This is a genomic window from Bradyrhizobium sp., assembly GCF_035701725.1.
GTDB lineage: Bacteria > Pseudomonadota > Alphaproteobacteria > Rhizobiales > Xanthobacteraceae > Bradyrhizobium.
Window position 1 is genome coordinate 1 of the sequence record NZ_DASSRP010000240.1, and the last position, 16,767, is coordinate 16,767.

Genomic DNA, 16,767 nt, shown 5'->3' on the forward strand with positions numbered 1-16,767 from the left:
GCGATCGATAGCTCCGATCCCGGTCACTGTCCGGTTTCGGCTTCCATAGGAAGCTTCGCCCTTGGTCACCACGACATAGAGATCCAACCCCTGCGGCGCGACCTCGGTGCGCACGAGATCAACGATGCGGCTATTGCGATCGCGCGAGCTAAGCAGGTTCTTGACCGCGAAAGCCGAAACCGCCGCTCGCTCCGCAAAGGGCGCACGCGAATAAGTCAGGCTTTGAACCTGGTAACGCTTTCCGAGCAGTACGCCCGCGCGGACCGTCACCAAATCATCAAGCCCCCATGACAGAATCGAGAAATGCCGTTCTGCGTCGGCGGGCATCGTCAAGCCGGCCCGCGAGAATGTGAACTCGTCGCCAATCGCCGAGACAACACCGATCGATTTTGCGCCCTGGAGTCGAAGGTCCGGCCGATCCAACCACGCGCAACCGCCGACCATCGATGCGAGCAGCGCGCTGATCAGCGCAATCCCGAAACGACGGGTCAGCCGGCTGATGACATGTCTGCGCCGCCAACGCCACGCGCAACATCGAAGCATCATGCGAGAAGCGCCTACGGCAAACGAAAATCGAACGAGTAGGACGCGCCGAGGCCAAACGAAAGCTGGTTCGGTGAGCCGCGCAGCGTGACGAGCGGACTTGCCGCCGCATCGCCGAGCAGGCGATCATATTCAAGGTAAGCGTGGACCTCCCATTTCGGATCGAACTGGTAGCGGATTTGCGCGCCAGCGCCGACCGAATGCGAGCCGCCTTTGGCATCGAAGACGGGCAATCCAGAGGCCACCGACTGTACCTGGCTCACACTGAAATAGGGGGCGGTTGCTGCTGTACTTTCCAATGTGTAGCGCGGTCCGCCAGAGAGCGTCAGACGCGGCGAGACCGGCACGAGAAAGTCGGCGGAGAAATTGGCGGTCACTCCCGTTTCGCCGCGGACGCCGCGCAGGACTTCACTGCGGATGCGAAACCAATCGGTCGGAAAATACTGCGCGAAGCCGCCCAGTTCGATCGCCGACTTGACATCGCCAAGGCCGTTGAGCTCGGAAAAGCTGTCGGCTTTGCGCGATTTTATGGAGTTGATTGCCGGGCCCGCACTGAAGCCTTCATAGTCGAACAACGCGATGCCGGAGCTGTCCAGCGGGCCGTGAAACCGTTCCGCCGAACCACCGGCCGGTCCGAGCGAAAAAATAGGCGCCGCGTTTAATTGATCGCCCTTGATACCTTCAAACGCCGGCAGCCCGCCCACATTGGCGCCGATGGTGAGGGTCCAGAGTTTCGAAGTCCACGGCATGGAGAAGTTTGGCCACAAGTCCGATGATTGCGCCGATGCAGCAGTCGGCCACGTGACGAGCAAAACCAAGGCTGCAACCATCCAACCGAGTTGACGCTTCACTTTAGCACCCGCTCCCGCAGTTCGAACACGCCACCCGACGCTGGGCCGCGGAGATATACCTCTGCAGGTGTCCTGACGATGTCCTCTAACCGCCCGATTGTTGCCTTCTGTAACCTCCATCAGTTCGTGCAACACGCGGTTACAAAAATCTGCTTTTCCTTCCGGGCCTCAAACGGGATAGAAGTTCGGTATGCCTCAGCATCTTCTCATCGTCGACGACGACAAGGAAATCTGCACCCTGTTGTCGCAGTTCATGACACAGCACGGCTATCGCGTGTCGGTCGCCCACGATGGACGTGGTATGTTGCAGAATCTGGAAAGCGCGCGGATCGATCTGGTCGTTCTGGACGTGATGCTGCCGGGCGAAAGCGGCCTCAACCTGTGCCGCCGCGTCCGCTCCAATGCCAGCATTCCGATTATCATGCTGACGGCGGTCGGCAGCGAAACCGACCGTATCGTCGGCCTCGAAATGGGCGCAGACGATTATCTCGCAAAACCGTTCAACTCCCGCGAATTGCTGGCGCGGATACGCGCGGTGCTGCGGCGTGCCGGTGGCGCGCCTGCGGGTGCTCACAATGGAAGCAACCGCACGCTGGAATTCGGCGGCTGGCGCCTCGATGTCACAGGGCGGCAGCTGTTCTCGCCGGCCGGCGCGTTGGTGCCGCTGCGCGCCGCAGAATTCGATCTCTTGCTGGCGCTTGCCGAACGTCCGCAGCGCGTACTCAACCGCGACCAGTTGCTCGACCTCGCCCGCGGCCGCGCTGCCTCCAGCTTCGATCGCAGCGTCGACGTGCAGATCAGCCGGTTGCGGCGCAAGCTCAGCATCGACCCGGACGGCACGGAATTCATCAAGACCGTCCGCGGCGGCGGTTACGTATTCGCGGCAAGCGTCGCGGTGGTCAGCGCGGAACTGTCACATGCGTCTTGACAGCATCGCCACCCGGATCGCCGCTGCCCTGGTGCTTGCGATCGTCTCGAGCATCGCATTGACGGTCGCGATCAGCATCAGCCGCGGCATTCTTCTCAGTCATGCGGAAGGACAATCGAACACGCAGATGTTCCTCGGCCGTTCCTTTGTGGCGACCATCAATCGCTATCACAACCCGCAGCTGCTTTCAGGACGCTTCGCCGCCATTGCAGCCGCGATCACAAGGGCCCCGGCCTCCGAGCGGCCCGCGCTCCTCACAGCATTCACCGAACCCCCATTCCGCGCCGAGATTCGCGACCGGCCGACCATCGAGACGAGCAGCGAGTCGCGAATCGAACTGATGCGCGACTTGATAGCGTTCCAGCTACAGGCCACGCCTGATGCGGTGCGTGTCGATGCGCGTCCGAGCACAGAACCGGCGGACGAGGCCGGGCCCGAACAATTGGTGGCGGAAATCGCGCTACCGCACGGCAAGTGGCTCGTTATCACCAATTCCGACTTCGCCGTGGAAGGACCCAGCAAACTCCTTTTCGTTCTGCTGATTTCTTTGGGTTTGTTGATCGCCGCGCTTTCGGTGTGGACGGCGCGGTGGCTGGCCCGGCCGATCTCGGCCTTCGCCGCTGCCGCTGAGCGCTTCGGGGCCAGCAGCGAAGCCATTCCACTCACCGAAAGCGGGCCTCGCGAATTGCGAACCGCAATCCGTACCTTTAATCAGATGCAGGACCGCCTTCGCCGCTTTGTAAGCGACCGCACGCTGATGTTGGCTGCGATGTCGCACGATCTGAAGACACCGCTGACGCGGATGAGATTGCGTGCTGAACTGGTTGGCGACGGGCAACAACAAGCCAAGATACTCGCTGACATCGACGAGATGGCGGCCATGATCGAATCGACCTTGGCGTTTGCGCGCGACGATATCAAGCGCGAGGCGCCTCTGCTGGTCGATCTCGGCGCGCTCGTCGAATCCGTTTGCGAGAACGCAATCGATACCGGGCATCAAGTCGAGATGTCGTCGGCGCGCCAGGCGATCCTCGTCATTTGCCGGCCGGTGGCGATTTCACGGGCGATCGCCAACCTGGTTGATAACGCCGTCAAATACGGCGGCTGCGCCCGCGTGAGGCTCGATCGGATCGCGGATCGCGCCGTCATCACCGTCGATGATGACGGCCCGGGAATTCCGGAAGACGAATATGAAAAGGTCTTTGCGCCGTTCTATCGGCTCGAAGGCTCGCGCAACCGCGATACCGGCGGCGTCGGCCTTGGCCTCGCGGTGGCCCGCAACTCCGCACGCGAGCATGGCGGCGACCTCACGCTCGCCCGAAGCGAGAGCGGCGGACTGCGCACGCGGCTGGAATTGCCCGCGGTCAAGGCGAGCGTCTTTGGCCAAAGCGCCCAGGCGGTCGGCGCGACAGAGCAGAACCGCGTCTGCGTCCCAACGTAGAAAGGGAGGGCCCTGAGAAAGCCCTCCCTCTGTTGGATGTTGGCCTTATCCGTGCGGGGTTCACCTGGGGATTGTCCCCACCCCTCCCCGCGCAAAAGCGGCCAGTCTGTTCGACGCCTTGTGCCTTTGCCGGACCTGGAGAAGCCCGGCGAAGTATCTGATGGGCGGAGCGTAGCAGCCCGCCCGGTCGCGCCAAGCCCATCGTTAATTTAACGTTAATGCCGCAAAGCCTGGGCCGAAGTCGGCTTCGGCATGGACGCTGCAATGCTGTTTCTGCACAACGAAACCAGCAATGCGTGTGCGTGGAAACGGGACAGAGATGTGCCATCCGCGCTCACGCAGGGGGCGATAGCCGAGCATGAAACATCCGTCGAACCAGCAGTTTTTCGCCTATTGGAACGAAAAGCGCGGCGAAGCCCGCGCGCCGGACCGTGGCGACTTCAACCCGGATGCCATTCGCCGCCTGCTCGGGGACATTTTCGTCCTCGCCTGCGATGAGGCGAGCGGCTATCCGTTCCGTGTCGCCGGCACCCGGCTGTGCGCCCTGCTCGGCCGCGACGTGAAGGATCAGAGCTTTCCGGCGCTGTTCGGTTCCGACAGCCGGCGCGACATCAAAGACATCGTCACCGCCGTTACTGAGGAGATGCTGCCGGCGGTGGCCGGCATCACCGCGGCCTCTGCGGAGGGACAAGCACATCTTGAACTGTTGCTCCTGCCGTTCAACCACCGCGCCCATGTGCCGCTGAGCATGACCGGCCTGCTCGCCCCGTTCGAAACCGGACACACCCGGCTCAAAGATTTCGAACTGACCTCGTGGCGCTACATTCATCCGCCGAGCGAACGGCTGGTGCCGCGCGCGCTGCGCAAGCTGCGGCTGGCGCGCGGCCTGATGGTCTATGAGGGTCTGCGCTGACGGGCTTCGCCGGACGCGTTCTCCGCCCGCTATAGCTTATGTCCCTTCTGCCGTAACGCCTCGGTCAGGCGCTGACGCAGATCGTCCGCCGCTTTGCGGCCGATCTCCTGTCCTACCGCAAGCGCCTGCTGGCTGATCGCCGGCATCTTTTCCAGCATCTTCTGCCCGGCGGGCTGACGATAGAAAGCCTCGATGTCGCGCAGTTCGGCGGCCGTGAAGTTGGTGGCGTAGATCGCGGCGATGCCGTCCACCATCGAGGTGTAATACGGCTCGAAAGCCTCGGCGACCATCGGCATCATCGCGTCATAGTCGCGCTCGAGCTCGGGGCGATCCTGAGTCAGCGCCGGTTTCAAACCAAGCAGGATCGCCGGCAGTAGCGCCTTGTACTGATCAGCGAGCTTCATGGTGATGACGAGGCTCCGCGCGGCCGTCATGGCATCGAATGACGGCGTCTGCGCCCGAACGCCCGGCGACAACAGCAGCAAAAGACATACGGCAATCAAAAGACGTTGGACCATGATATCCTCCGGTCAACAATCGCGCGTTGGTGTTTCAATATTCGGCCTTGCCGTGTTGCCTGCGACGTCAGGCCTTGCTGGTCTCCAGCGTCGCCGCGGCGCCCTTGATTTCGGCGGAATCGACGAACAGATCGGGCACCTTCCTGGCGCGATCCAGCACCCATGCGATGGCGATCATGATCACGATGCCGGCGGCGCTGACGACAAGCTGCTCCCACACGCCCCTCGTGTACTGCATCAGGATCCAGTGCGCCGCAAAGGACAGGAACACGCCGAAACAGAAGATCGGCAGCGAATGCTGGCCGCACAGGATCACCGGACGCAGCCATTTGTATTTCAGAGCCGACCAGCCGTAAGGCACGTAGTGCGACACCAGCACGGCCAGCGCGAGGAAGTGCGTGAAGCGGAACATGTCGAGGTCGGTCTTGTCGATCGGATAGATGATCTTGTTGAGCCAGGCGGGTATCCACGCCCCAAGAATCGCGAAGTGCCAGCTCATGACGACCAGGAAGGCGAACAATAGCCATAGCGATGCCAACGTCAGCGCCAGGCGCGACTGCACGTAGGGCCATATCGCATTGGCGCCGCCGGTGCCGCACCAGGCCGCGAAGACGAACATCATTTGCCAGGCAAATGGATTGAAATACCAGGTCGTACCGGGCGGATAGGAGGCAAAATTCAAGTCGAAGATGCGCGCGAAGATATACAGGATGATCGAGCCGAGCAGCGTCAGGTTCGGCCGCCGCACCATCGCCCACAGCATGAACGGAGCTGTCGCAATCAAGGTGATGTAGAGCGGCAGCACATCAAGGTTGACCGGCTTGTAGCGCAGCGTCAGCGCCTGCCCGATCAGCACGTCCGGGTGCAGCAGGAAATTGTGGACGTTGAATTCGTCCTCGTACATCGGATTGTCGAATTTTCGCACCGTGCGAGCGATTTGAGCGGTGAAGATCAGAAACAGCATGATATGGGCGACGTACATTTCGATCGCCCGCCGCCATAGCCGCTTGAGCGCGGCGAGAAAATGGCCGGCCTTGATGATCGGCCCGTAGATGAAACCCGCCAGGTAACCGGAAATAAAAACGAAGAACTCGGCTGCGTCGCTGAAGCCGTAATTGCGCAAGGTCAGCCAGGAAACCACGTCATGCGGGATATGGTCGAGAAAGATCATCCATAATCCGACGCCGCGGAATAGGTCGAGCCTGAGATCACGTTCGACGGAAATCTTGCCCTGTTCGGCCATGATGCCCCCATCCGATTATCTGGTGTCCGGGCTCTGACATTCGCATGTAATCGCAGCGGACACCGTTGCGAACGTCAGAACCAAAGGGACACCGGCAGTCCTACAATTTCAGTGTGGCGTTGACCCTGACGTTCCTTCCACGGAACTCGCGGCCACTCTGAAAGGAACGTCACCGTCGCCCACTGGCTGTGAGGCGGGTCGAAACGAAAAAATAAAGCTTTGGTTCAACAATCCCTGTGTCTCATTGATACTCGCCGGCCGATTTGCGTCAATCCGGGAAGATGACCGGCGCAATCTTTTCCGGCCTATTCCACCAGTTCCGGCCACGGCACGATGGTGGACTTGACGGTCTTCATCGCCATCGCGTCCGCGACCGCACTGGCTACGCCATCCTCCGAGAACGGATAGATGGTCTGCATGTCGAGCCAGGGATATTTGGTTCGGGTGCGGTACAGCATATCAACGCCGAGCGGCAGGTCGTTGCCGGTGAAGCCCCAGGATCCCAGCACGTTGAGGTCCTTGGTGCAGATGCGGTGCCATGACGTCTCGATCGCGCCGGCATCGGTGAATTGCCCCATCTCGACATAGGTGCCGCCGTCGCGCAGCATTTCGATTCCTTCCGGGCCTGCACTCGGATGGCCCGAGCAGTCCATCACGAGGTCGGCGCCAAATCCCCCGACGATGTCCCGCACGCGGCTGATGCGCCCGGCCGGCGTCTTGATCTCCTCGATGTTCACGGTCGCTTCGGCGCCAAACTGGCGCGCCAGCCTCAACCGCGGCTCTTCCGGCGCACCGACGCAGATCACCCGCCCTGCTCCCATTTCGCGCGCGGCCGCAACCGCGAGAATACCGATCGGACCTGATCCCTGAATGACAACGGTGTCGCCCCAGCTGAACCCGCCGGCGCGCGTGGCGCGGTTGAAGGCACGGATGCAGGATGTGAGCGGCTCCGAGAGCGCTCCCAATCGCAGCGGCATGTCATCGGGCAGTTTGTAGATCTTGGTGCCCGGCAGCATCTCTAGATCGACATAGACATATTCGGCCCAGCCGCCCCACAGATGCGGAGCCTTGTCGAAGCCGAGATAGCGACCGTAATAAACCGGCGTCAGGCACTTGTTGGCGCTCTGGGGATAATGGATGCAGTAGTAGCAATGGCCGCACGGCATCAAGGGCGGGATCATGACTTTCGATCCCGTTTTCAGCGGCTTGCTCATGAAGTCTTCAGTGAATTCCGAACCGACCTCGACCAGCACGCCGCCGATCTCGTGACCGAGCGTGAACGGCCACGGCAGGGGTTTCGGCCAGTGGCCCTTGAGAATATGCAAATCGGTGCCGCAAACGCCGCAGGCGCCGACCTTGATCAGCGCCGCCTTCTTGCCGATTTTGGGCCATGGCACGCTTCGGATGACCGGTCTCGCGCCGGGTCCCTCATAGGTGCATACGCGTATCTGTTCCACGGCTTTTCCTCCTGGGCCCTTGTCGAAGTCTTGGTGTGTTTTATGGGCTTGGGCGAGCCTATGTGAAGCACGCCGTAATGCCAATCGGGCCTTGCCGTCAGCCGACGATTGACGCGGTATCGACACCCTCGTAGTGGTCCGATTCCAACATTTGCATCCCGATCTGGCTGGCACTCTTGCAAATGTCAGAATCACAGGACCACGAGCAATACTTCCGCGCGTTCTTGAAGGTGTGACGCCATGCGCAGCCGATGGTTTGCCCTCGCCGTACTGTTCCTCATTCGTCTGACGATGGCGTTTCAGTTCCAGAGCGTGGCGGCGGTGGCTCCGCTTCTCAACCAGAAATTCGGCGTCTCGCTTGCCGACATCGGTTGGCTGATCGGGCTTTATTTCGCGCCTGGCCTGTTCCTCGCGTTGCCGGGCGGAGCGATCGGAAAACGGCTTGGCGACAAACCCACGGTGATCGTATCGCTGCTGCTGATGCTCCTCGGCGAACTGGCAATGGCGCTGTCGTCAACGTGGATCAATCAGATCGCAGGCAGGCTTGTCAGCGGCGCCGGCGGCGTCATGTTCAATGTGCAGATGACCAAAATGGTCGCCGACTGGTTTGTGGGTCGGGAAATCGCAACGGCAATGGCGATCTTCGTCAATTCGTGGCCGGCCGGCATTGCCCTTTCGCTGATCCTGCTTCCGCTGATCGCAACCGCGTTTGGCGTCGAGGCTGTCCATCTCACGGTAGCGGCCTCCATCGCGTTGGGGCTGGTGTTCTTCGCAGCCGCCTATCCCTCATCGCCCAAGATCGCGGCGGCCGCACCCGGATCGTGGCCGGATCGCAAGACGCTGATCGCCCTGATTGCGGCGGGCCTGATATGGGGGCTTTTCAACCTCGGCTTTGCGATGATCTTCAGTTTCGGGCCGTCGATGCTGGACGAGCGTGGCTGGTCGATTTCGGCGGCGGGCCCGGTCATCAGCATCGTGTTGTGGCTAGCGGTCGTGTCGGTCCCGCTCGGCGGCATTCTGGCCGATCGGACCGGCCGGCCGGATCTGGTTCTGGCTGTCGGGTGTTTCGTCTTTGCCGCGTTGATGGTCGTCCTGCCGCGCACCGACGCGGTGGTCTCGGTCGTCACGGGTATCGGATTGCTCAGCGGCCTGCCGGTCGGGCCGATCATGAGCCTGCCGGCGCGCATATTGAAGGCAGAGACGCGCGCCATCGGCATGGGCATCTTCTACACGCTCTATTATGGCACGATGATGCTGGGCCCGGCGGTCGCGGGCGCTTTGGCCAAATCAACCGGTCACACCGCCTCAGCCATCGATTTTGGCACCGTCGTCATCCTTGCGTGTCCGCTATTGCTGTGGGCATTCAACCGGCTTGCCGAAGCACAGCCAAAAATTGCGTGAGCGTGTTCCTGCGGTTTCGCTAACGGCTCGTTAACCCTGCTGGCCGTAGGGTCGAGGGGGCGCTCATAGCGGGTGCCGTGGCGGCGAAAATGGCGTTAGCAAACAAGAAATCGATTTTGCCGTCAGCGGAAGAGCGACGGCGCTTTCAGCGGGTGAAAGTTCATCTGCTGGGTCGTTACATGCTGCCCGATCGGCGCGAGTTTCCGTGCCAGATCATCAATATGTCCCCGGGAGGGCTTGCCCTGCTCGCGCCCGGCATCGGTAATGTCGGCGACCGCGTGATCGCCTATCTCGACCATATCGGTCGCGTCGAAGGCAAGATCACCCGCATCATCGACAATGGCTTTGCCATGACCGTCGGTGCCACCCCGAGAAAGCGAGACAAGCTCGCAGCCCAACTCACCTGGCTTGCCAACCGCGACATCCTCAACCTTCCGGAAGACCGCCGCCACGACCGTATCATCCCGCGCAACCCGATCGCGCTGCTCACGCTCGAAGACGGCACCAAGATGACCTGCCGCATTATCGACATGTCGCGCTCGGGTGCGGCGATCGCTGCCGAGAACCGCCCGCCGCTCAAATCGCAGGTCATGCTCGGCAAGGTTCCGGCCCGCGTGGTGCGCAATCTCGAAGAGGGCTTTGCGCTCGAATTCGTCCACGAGCAGGTGGCCGAGACGCTCGAGGAAAGCGTCACCGCACGGTAATGCGGCTTATTCTCCTTTAACAGCCGGCTGCGACAGATACTCCATCGACTGCGCTTCGCCCTTGAGCGGCGTCACCTTGTCCGGATCGATCCTGATCATCAGGTAGTCGATGTGGTCGTCGATCTTGGTGAACCAGTGGCCAGTGCCGGCGGGAATCACCACGACGTCGCCGGCCTTGATCTCGTAGGCCACGCCATCCTTGATGTCCGAGCCGTTGTTGCCGGGACCGTTGAACTCGCGCACGGTGCGCATGGTCGAGGGCCGCCGCTGCCGGCTCACAATATCCGGCCCGAGCACCAGCGTCGCTGCCCCCGAGATCACATGATAGACCTCGCTGATCTGGTCGTGCTCGGCGACTGAATCCGGCGCGGGCTTCTCCAGGCGCCCGCGATGCACGATGCCGATGCCGATCCGGGACTTGCCAATGTCAATGTCCCGCACCTGCTGATCGATCAGCTTCTCGGCGATGGCCTTTTGCGTATAGCGCTCAAGCTCGGCCGCCGGGATATAGGTGCCCGGACACATCGAGCAGGTTGGCTGCGGGTCGGTCGGATTGATCCGGGGCGCGTCCTCCGCCGAAGCCACCGGGCCGACGACCACGCACAATACAGCCGCAAAGCCCCAAAGCACGCTTTTCATTGTTTCCTCCCTTGTTATTGGGCCGCATGGATGCATGGCTGCGGGCCGATTGCCAAGAATTTCAACGGCGCATCGGCTGGATTCTGACATCCGCAAAACCTGCACGTTCGAAACGGGACGCAACTGCCAGATTGCGACCACCCGCGCACAGCGTTACCGGCGCGTAAAGCCGAATGGACCGCAGGTTTTCACTTTCTTAACCCTCGGCCCGATGCGACCGGGTTGTGGCGGCCAGCAAAGCTGGCTTCGCTCGCGGTTAATGTCGGCGGCATAAGCGCCGAACCAGCCTGCAATACCGCCTTCCGCGGGTTAATCGATAAAATTTGAATCAATTGCAGTTATCTAAGATTTTCGTCGAATCCATTTCAAATATAGATCTAATTCTCTGAAGTATTGATGAGTATTCGCCTCAATTGTACTTGGCGTACTTAGCCGCAGCGCAAAACCTTTGTGCGAAACGTGGTCCCAACAAAAAAACGGGGGCCACATGTTCGGGTTCAGGGAGACGAAAGGGTTGGCGGTTGCCGCCATCCTGCTTGGATTGAGCGCATCGGCGAACGCTGCCGATGAACGGACACTCTATGCGAGCCTGGGCGACACCACGCGTGCCCCGATCGGTTGGGTGGAATTCTGCGGTGAAAATCCGGCCGAGTGCAAAGGCGGCCCATCACAGCCGCGCGATATCGTGATGACGCAGGCGGCGTGGCGCGACCTAATCAAGGTCAATCGCTGGGTCAACGAGACCGTCAAGCCGATGACCGATATGGATCATTGGGGCGTGATCGAGAAATGGTCGTTGCCGACGGACGGCTACGGCGACTGTGAAGACTACGTGCTGATGAAGCGCAAGATGCTGATCGATGCGGGATGGCCGCGCGAGGCGCTTCTGATCACGGTGGTCCGCGACAAGATGGGCGAAGGTCATGCGGTTTTGACCGTCAAGTCCGACAAAGGCGAGTTCATTCTGGACAACCAGAACGAAAGCGTCGTGGCCTGGACCGAGACTGGGTACCGCTTCGTCAAGCGCCAATCGCAGGGCGACCCCAACGTCTGGGTCTCTCTTGGCGATCCCAAGCCTGCGGTTTCGACCGCCAGCGCGCGGGACCGCTGAAGCATCGGAAATCAGGAGTTACGCGATTCGGTCACATCCCCACCCCTCCCCGTCCCAGACCGGATCGCGCGCGGCCAGCCTTCCCCCAAGGGCTGGCCGCACTTTTTTGGGCAATTGTGATCTACATCATAATTGGTTCTCGGCCGATTAGGGGATAACGCCAGCACCGGAGGGCGTAAGCCAATTTAAGATCCGGGGCTGGCAAGGCCGTGGGCGATCATACTCCGCCGACGGCCTTGTTTATTGGGGCCCCCCTTTTGCGGCCCAAGCGGTCATTCCCGGCAGGCACGGAATAACGGCTGGATGTTGGTGTCTCGGTTTTGGCACACTGTCTGTTCTGGCCCTCCATCCCGCTCGAGGAACCCGCATGAACCGCCACATCCAACTGACGTCCGATGTCATCGGACTGACCAAGGTCGCCCCGTTCTCGCGCCGCGGCTTCATGACCGCGTCCGCCGCCGTAACCGCCGGCTACACGCTGGCCGCCGGGCCGGTCCGGGCCGACGTGATCACGACGTCGACCGACGGCCTTGATGCCGGCGACATCAAGATCAAAGTCGCCGACGGCGAGATGCCCGGCTATTTCGCGCGCCCCAAGGGGCTCGCCAATCCGCCGGTCATCCTGGTTGCGATGGAGATCTTCGGCTTGCACGAATACATCAGGGACGTCACGCGTCGCCTCGCCAAGCTCGGCGCGCTCGCCGTCGCGCCTGATTATTATTTCCGCAAAGGCGTCGATCTCACCAAGATCACCGACATTCCGCAACTTCTGCCGATCGTCAACGCCAAGCCGGACGCCGAACTTCTCTCCGATCTCGACAGCACGGTTGCCTGGGCCAAGGCGCAAGGCGGCAACACCGATCGGCTCGGCATCATCGGCTTTTGCCGCGGCGGCCGCACGGTGTGGGAATATGCGGCGCATTCGAGCACGTTGAAGGCTGGTGCGTCATTCTACGGGCCGCCGGTTGATCCACCCAACATCCCCGGCTGGCCGAAGAGCCCGACCCAGCTCGCGTCCGAGATGAAGGCGCCGGTGATCGGGCTTTACGGTGAGGCGGACCAGGGCATTCCGGTCCCGACCGTCGAAGCGCTGAAGGAAGCGCTCGCAAAGGCAAACAAGCCTGCCGAATTCAAGATCTATCCGGGTGCGCCGCACGGCTTTCATGCCGACTATCGCCCGAGCTATCGCAAGGAAGCCGCCGAAGATGCCTGGAACCAGATGCAGGCCTGGTTCAGGAAGTACAAGGTGCTCGGCTAGATCGCATCCCCCCGTTACACAAAGGGCGCGCGGTTCATGCCGCGCGCCCTTCCTATTTCAGCCTGTCGCGATCTTAGCTGCAAACCTGAATCGGCCTGATGCGCCATCCGTAGCGGGTGTGCACGCGCCGCTGCACGATGTAGCAGCCGCCATTGTCGTAATAGGTGTCGTCGTAGGCGTAGTCGGGATAATCCCAGTAACCATCGTAGCCGATGAAGCCGTCGGCGAAGAAGCCGCGGCGTCCGTGGTGGAAGCCGTGGTGGAAGCCATGGTGACCGAAGCCGCCGTGTTGGAAATTGCCGCTTGCGAAGCGGTTGCCTTGCATAGCGCCGACGCCCGCAGTGCCAGCGGCAGGTGCGTGCGCGAAACTGTTGAAGCCGCCGGGACCCGCGTTTCTCCCGGCAAAGCCGTTGGCGCCAAAGCCGCCCGAATGCGCTGCCAACCCACCGCCGCCAAAGCCACCGGCGTGTCCGCCAAAACCACCGCCGCCGCCAAAGCCGCCGGCATGGCCGCCACCAAAGCCGCCACCACCTCCGAAGCCGCCGCCTCCACCACCGTGGCCGCCTCCACCGCCGCCGCCGCCACCATGCCCACCGCCAAAGGCCAAGGCCATGTTCGGTGTCAGCGCCATCACTGACGCCGCCGCGCAAAGCGCGATCATTGATTTACGCCACATTCTCCACCCTCCTAAATTGGACTCAACTCCGCCAACGTAGACGCGCCTGGCTGCGATCCCGTTCCGTCATGTGGTGATGACCGCGACGAAATGCCCGAAGCACGGGCTCACTTCTGCGCGACTGCGCGCGCATGCGTCGCGCGGCGCCGATCTGACGCCGAAACTAAAATTCACTTTAGGAAGTGAGCGCGGCGCGCCACGTCGGCGAAGTCAGGCCGCGGCCTCGGTGACAGCCAGCTCGCCCGTCCGATCCTCGATCATGCTGATCAACATGGATTCGCTTGCTTGATCGGCGATGCGCAGCCGGCGCACCGCCACCAAACGTTCGCCATTGTTCGGCGTCCGGATGTTGCGCAGGACGAACTCATTCTCCCGATTGCCTTCAAGCACCTCGCGATCCTGGCCCTCAATCTCGATCGCTGTGTCGGCCGGAAACAGGTCGCGCACTGTCTTGCCGATCACTTCGGCGCGGGGCAAGCCCATCAGTTTCTCGGCAGCGCGGTTGATAAACACATAGCGCAGGTCGCGCGCATCCTTCGCAACGATTGCTTGGGGCACGGTCTCCAGCACAGAGACAAGGAATTTCTCGGTCCGCTCCAGCATCCGCTCGGCACGCCGCCGCTCGGTATAATCTTCATGCGTCGCGACCCATCCGCCGCCCGCCATCGGTTCCTCGGAAACCCGGATCAGGCGGCCATCGGGCAGTGAGACTTCCGCGGTCGAGGGTTTGCCCTTCGCGACCCGATCGAGTATCGACTTCATGAACTCGTCCACATTGCCCTCGAACATGCCGTGCTTGGCGCGATAGGCCAGAAGATCGCGCAACGACATGTCCGGCACGATGATCTCCGCCGGGATGTTATACATAGTGCGATAGCGCTGATTTACGGTCAGCACCTTGCCCTTGCCGTCGATCATGATGAGGCCTTGCGCCATGTTGTTGAGCGCGGCGCCGAGTTGCCACCTGGTCTCCAGATACTTGTCGTTCAACCTGTCACGTTCGCCCATCGCCCTGTCGCGCTGATGAGCGGTACCGAGTTCGAGCTGAATGAGCTCCTGATTGCGCGAGGTGGCGTCGCGAAAGTTGCGCACGGCGCGCGCCAGGTGCCCGATCTCGTCCACGTTGCGGTCATAGGGAATAGCGAGATTGGTCGTGCCGGTGGCGATCAGATCGGTGGTCTTGGCGATCTCCGCCAGGGGCTTGGTCACCGAGCGGCGGACGATAAGCAAGTTGAGCGCAGCCAGGAGCAGCCCGGCGAAGCCAAGCGATGCCAGATACCAGGACGCCGAGCGGGTCCGGTCGGCAAGCTTCGCCACTTCAAGCGCGTGCTTGTCCAGTTCTTTTTCGAGCGCCTCGATGTCGTCGTTGAGCGCGATACGCAGCGAACGATTGGCTTCGTTGTCACCCCAGCTGCGTCCGGCCTCGGGGCCGATCTGGGTCGCCCGGCGCGCCAGCTCCTTGCGGAAGCTCACGAACTTGAAAACCCGTTCGCGGAAAGCAGCAAATTGAGCTTCATCGCCGAAATCGTCGGCTTTATCCCATTCGGTCATGACCGCGGAAAGTTGCCGGTTTCGCCGCAAGATCTCATCGGCATAGTGCTTTGCAGTCGCCGGATCGGACGACATATAAACACCGCGCGATTCCATCACGATCGCGTAGATCAGGGCGTTGACACGTCCGATGTTGACCGCCGCGGCCGTCGACGTCGCGAGCTGGCGCCGGTACTCGCTTTGCAGGCGGACGGTCTGTATCGACATCACCACGAGGAGAACGAGCACAACAACCAAAAGGCCGACGAGCCCGGCGACCTTCTCCGAGATGCGGAAATTGTCGATCCAGGTCAGGAGTTTTCCCGACAAATTGCCGATTTTGCCTATCATGGGCAGCGCTCGCGGAGTTCGGCTTGTGATAGCAAGGTCTGCGGAAGCAGTTCGTGCGAGCAAGGAAACTAGCCGCAAATGCACTACTACAAGTTTAACCGGAATCGCCGTGTTTTTACGGTCCGCCCGCCGCCGATGGATGGACCCCACCGCTCCGCAAGACCGCCGGTTCCTGGTTCCGTATCCTTAACCACGGGAAAGCTCGCGCATGCGCAAGTTGATCGCCTTTGACGACGACACCTTCGACAAGCTCAAGCAGCTAGCGCGCGACCGGATGGCGACATTTCAGGAGCTGGCGGACGAAGCGTTTGCCGACTTGCTCAAGAAGCACGGCATCCCGATCGATCTGAAGGATGCCCTTCGCAAGAGTGTCCGGCTTGCGTCTCACAGCGTTGAAAAGGATAGCGGTCGCAGGAGGACTGCACACAAGCCCAAGAGGTGATCGCGCTCCCGTCTCGGCGCGACGGATTGCGCGAGGCGTCAGCCGATCTTCTTCAGGCCAGCCCTGAAGCGCGGCCCGTTGCGCTGGTAGGATTTCGCGGCGCGTCCCATTGCGCTGGCTTGCTCGGGGGTCAGCGTGCGGATCACACGCGCCGGCGAGCCGATGATCAGGGAGTTTTCGGGAAACTGCTTGCCCTCGGTGATAACCGAACCCGCGCCGACAACGCTGCCGCGGCCGATTCTCGCGCCGTTCATGATGATCGAGCCCATGCCGACCAGCGCGCCATCTTCCAGGATGCAGCCGTGCAGGATGACGTTGTGGCCGACGGTGCAATCCTTGCCGATGATGAGCGGAAATCCCGGATCGGTGTGACAGGTCGAGTTGTCCTGCACATTGGAGCCTTCGCCGATCTCAATCCATTCATTGTCGCCGCGGAGCACGGCGCCGAACCAGACGCTCGCCCCTTCCAGCAAACGCACCTTGCCAATGACGGCTGCGGTATCTGCGATGAAATAGTTGCCGGTTTTGGGAAGGTCGGGCCCCTGCCCGTCGAGTTCGTAGGTCGCCATGAAACAAAAGTCTCCTTTAGGAAGACTCTGGCATAGCCGTCGAACGGGTCAAATGAAAAGGTTCAGGCCAACAGGCCGGCGGCGCGGAGCGTCATGATAAAGAAGGTGCCGGACATCAGACTCCAGAACCCCGCCAGCACGGTCGCCATCATCACGAACTCAAAACGGCGCCGCTCGACCTGCACGCCACGA

At 61.5% G+C, this 16,767-nt stretch carries 17 protein-coding genes and 1 pseudogene; 8 read left to right on the forward strand and 10 right to left on the reverse strand.

Translation table 11 applies throughout. The features are described from left to right. Together VFL62_RS13900 and VFL62_RS13905 are read right to left on the reverse strand one after the other, a co-directional pair. Positions 1-327: pseudogene (locus VFL62_RS13900) on the reverse strand (hypothetical protein); the annotation flags it as partial. Positions 328-557: 230 nt separating this feature from the next. After that, positions 558-1,394, reverse strand: a complete 837-nt coding sequence (locus VFL62_RS13905) for a MipA/OmpV family protein (RefSeq protein WP_325172957.1) — start codon at positions 1,392-1,394, stop codon at positions 558-560. 190 nt (positions 1,395-1,584) lie between these two features. On the opposite strand from VFL62_RS13905, the gene VFL62_RS13910 reads away from it, so the two are divergent. The 3 genes from VFL62_RS13910 to VFL62_RS13920 all read left to right on the forward strand — a co-directional run bounded on the left by VFL62_RS13910 (position 1,585) and on the right by VFL62_RS13920 (position 4,676). Continuing rightward, positions 1,585-2,322, forward strand: coding sequence for a response regulator (locus tag VFL62_RS13910; RefSeq protein ID WP_325172958.1), 738 nt, complete (start codon positions 1,585-1,587; stop codon positions 2,320-2,322). Continuing rightward, on the forward strand, positions 2,312-3,763 hold the full coding sequence (locus VFL62_RS13915) for an ATP-binding protein (RefSeq protein WP_325172959.1): 1,452 nt from the start codon (positions 2,312-2,314) through the stop codon (positions 3,761-3,763). The genes VFL62_RS13910 and VFL62_RS13915 overlap by 11 nt, the downstream gene beginning before the upstream one ends. A gap of 358 nt (positions 3,764-4,121) precedes the next feature. Beyond that, positions 4,122-4,676, forward strand: coding sequence for a PAS domain-containing protein (locus tag VFL62_RS13920; protein WP_325172960.1), 555 nt, complete (start codon positions 4,122-4,124; stop codon positions 4,674-4,676). Between the two features lie 29 nt (positions 4,677-4,705). Here VFL62_RS13920 and VFL62_RS13925 read toward each other — a convergent pair whose 3' ends face one another. The 3 genes from VFL62_RS13925 to VFL62_RS13935 all read right to left on the reverse strand — a co-directional run bounded on the left by VFL62_RS13925 (position 4,706) and on the right by VFL62_RS13935 (position 7,894). Beyond that, positions 4,706-5,194, reverse strand: coding sequence for a DUF2059 domain-containing protein (locus VFL62_RS13925; protein ID WP_325172961.1), 489 nt, complete (start codon positions 5,192-5,194; stop codon positions 4,706-4,708). 67 nt (positions 5,195-5,261) lie between these two features. Next, positions 5,262-6,437: an OpgC domain-containing protein gene (locus tag VFL62_RS13930; RefSeq protein WP_325172962.1), complete on the reverse strand. Its 1,176-nt coding sequence runs from the start codon at positions 6,435-6,437 to the stop codon at positions 5,262-5,264. 305 nt (positions 6,438-6,742) lie between these two features. Continuing rightward, a complete protein-coding gene (locus VFL62_RS13935; protein ID WP_325172963.1) occupies positions 6,743-7,894 on the reverse strand; it encodes a zinc-binding dehydrogenase in 1,152 nt (383 codons plus the stop codon). 240 nt (positions 7,895-8,134) lie between these two features. Between VFL62_RS13935 and VFL62_RS13940 the strand changes: the two genes are divergently transcribed. Together VFL62_RS13940 and VFL62_RS13945 are read left to right on the forward strand one after the other, a co-directional pair. Then, positions 8,135-9,295 carry a CynX/NimT family MFS transporter gene (locus VFL62_RS13940; RefSeq protein WP_325172964.1) on the forward strand — a complete coding sequence of 387 codons (1,161 nt, stop codon included), beginning with the start codon at positions 8,135-8,137 and terminating at the stop codon, positions 9,293-9,295. 89 nt (positions 9,296-9,384) lie between these two features. Next, on the forward strand, positions 9,385-9,999 hold the full coding sequence (locus tag VFL62_RS13945) for a PilZ domain-containing protein (protein WP_325172965.1): 615 nt from the start codon (positions 9,385-9,387) through the stop codon (positions 9,997-9,999). A 6-nt stretch (positions 10,000-10,005) separates the two neighbouring features. On the opposite strand, the gene VFL62_RS13950 is transcribed toward VFL62_RS13945, so the two are convergent. After that, positions 10,006-10,638 carry a hypothetical protein gene (locus tag VFL62_RS13950; protein ID WP_325172966.1) on the reverse strand — a complete coding sequence of 211 codons (633 nt, stop codon included), beginning with the start codon at positions 10,636-10,638 and terminating at the stop codon, positions 10,006-10,008. A 487-nt stretch (positions 10,639-11,125) separates the two neighbouring features. On the opposite strand from VFL62_RS13950, the gene VFL62_RS13955 reads away from it, so the two are divergent. Together VFL62_RS13955 and VFL62_RS13960 are read left to right on the forward strand one after the other, a co-directional pair. Beyond that, positions 11,126-11,749 carry a transglutaminase-like cysteine peptidase gene (locus VFL62_RS13955; protein WP_325172967.1) on the forward strand — a complete coding sequence of 208 codons (624 nt, stop codon included), beginning with the start codon at positions 11,126-11,128 and terminating at the stop codon, positions 11,747-11,749. A gap of 442 nt (positions 11,750-12,191) precedes the next feature. Then, positions 12,192-13,007, forward strand: coding sequence for a dienelactone hydrolase family protein (locus VFL62_RS13960; protein ID WP_325172972.1), 816 nt, complete (start codon positions 12,192-12,194; stop codon positions 13,005-13,007). 73 nt (positions 13,008-13,080) lie between these two features. On the opposite strand, the gene VFL62_RS13965 is transcribed toward VFL62_RS13960, so the two are convergent. Together VFL62_RS13965 and VFL62_RS13970 are read right to left on the reverse strand one after the other, a co-directional pair. Further along, positions 13,081-13,683: a hypothetical protein gene (locus VFL62_RS13965; RefSeq protein ID WP_325172968.1), complete on the reverse strand. Its 603-nt coding sequence runs from the start codon at positions 13,681-13,683 to the stop codon at positions 13,081-13,083. Between the two features lie 210 nt (positions 13,684-13,893). Further along, the gene (locus tag VFL62_RS13970) at positions 13,894-15,564 is read right to left on the reverse strand and encodes a PAS-domain containing protein (RefSeq protein WP_325172969.1); all 1,671 of its coding nucleotides are present in this window, start codon (positions 15,562-15,564) and stop codon (positions 13,894-13,896) included. 208 nt (positions 15,565-15,772) lie between these two features. Between VFL62_RS13970 and VFL62_RS13975 the strand changes: the two genes are divergently transcribed. Further along, positions 15,773-16,006 (forward strand): hypothetical protein, encoded by a 234-nt coding sequence (locus VFL62_RS13975; RefSeq protein WP_325172970.1) that lies wholly within the window; start codon positions 15,773-15,775, stop codon positions 16,004-16,006. 38 nt (positions 16,007-16,044) lie between these two features. Here the strand turns inward: VFL62_RS13975 and VFL62_RS13980 are convergent, their stop codons facing one another. After that, the gene (locus VFL62_RS13980) at positions 16,045-16,575 is read right to left on the reverse strand and encodes a gamma carbonic anhydrase family protein (RefSeq protein WP_325172971.1); all 531 of its coding nucleotides are present in this window, start codon (positions 16,573-16,575) and stop codon (positions 16,045-16,047) included. Between the two features lie 62 nt (positions 16,576-16,637). Beyond that, a partial coding sequence (locus VFL62_RS26910; protein WP_414644709.1) for a DUF6949 family protein occupies positions 16,638-16,767 on the reverse strand: 130 nt, incomplete at its 5' end.

What these genes read in the sequence shown, in the direction of transcription:
- VFL62_RS13910 (WP_325172958.1), top strand. Translation starts at nt 1,585, where the DNA reads ATGCCTCAGCATCTTCTCATCGTCGACGACGACAAGGAAATCTGCACC.
- VFL62_RS13915 (WP_325172959.1), top strand. Translation starts at nt 2,312, where the DNA reads ATGCGTCTTGACAGCATCGCCACCCGGATCGCCGCTGCCCTGGTGCTT.
- VFL62_RS13920 (WP_325172960.1), top strand. Translation starts at nt 4,122, where the DNA reads ATGAAACATCCGTCGAACCAGCAGTTTTTCGCCTATTGGAACGAAAAG.
- VFL62_RS13925 (WP_325172961.1), bottom strand. Translation starts at nt 5,194, where the DNA reads ATGGTCCAACGTCTTTTGATTGCCGTATGTCTTTTGCTGCTGTTGTCG.
- VFL62_RS13930 (WP_325172962.1), bottom strand. Translation starts at nt 6,437, where the DNA reads ATGGCCGAACAGGGCAAGATTTCCGTCGAACGTGATCTCAGGCTCGAC.
- VFL62_RS13940 (WP_325172964.1), top strand. Translation starts at nt 8,135, where the DNA reads ATGCGCAGCCGATGGTTTGCCCTCGCCGTACTGTTCCTCATTCGTCTG.
- VFL62_RS13945 (WP_325172965.1), top strand. Translation starts at nt 9,385, where the DNA reads ATGGCGTTAGCAAACAAGAAATCGATTTTGCCGTCAGCGGAAGAGCGA.
- VFL62_RS13950 (WP_325172966.1), bottom strand. Translation starts at nt 10,638, where the DNA reads ATGAAAAGCGTGCTTTGGGGCTTTGCGGCTGTATTGTGCGTGGTCGTC.
- VFL62_RS13955 (WP_325172967.1), top strand. Translation starts at nt 11,126, where the DNA reads ATGTTCGGGTTCAGGGAGACGAAAGGGTTGGCGGTTGCCGCCATCCTG.
- VFL62_RS13960 (WP_325172972.1), top strand. Translation starts at nt 12,192, where the DNA reads ATGACCGCGTCCGCCGCCGTAACCGCCGGCTACACGCTGGCCGCCGGG.
- VFL62_RS13965 (WP_325172968.1), bottom strand. Translation starts at nt 13,683, where the DNA reads ATGTGGCGTAAATCAATGATCGCGCTTTGCGCGGCGGCGTCAGTGATG.
- VFL62_RS13970 (WP_325172969.1), bottom strand. Translation starts at nt 15,564, where the DNA reads ATGATAGGCAAAATCGGCAATTTGTCGGGAAAACTCCTGACCTGGATC.
- VFL62_RS13975 (WP_325172970.1), top strand. Translation starts at nt 15,773, where the DNA reads ATGCGCAAGTTGATCGCCTTTGACGACGACACCTTCGACAAGCTCAAG.
- VFL62_RS13980 (WP_325172971.1), bottom strand. Translation starts at nt 16,575, where the DNA reads ATGGCGACCTACGAACTCGACGGGCAGGGGCCCGACCTTCCCAAAACC.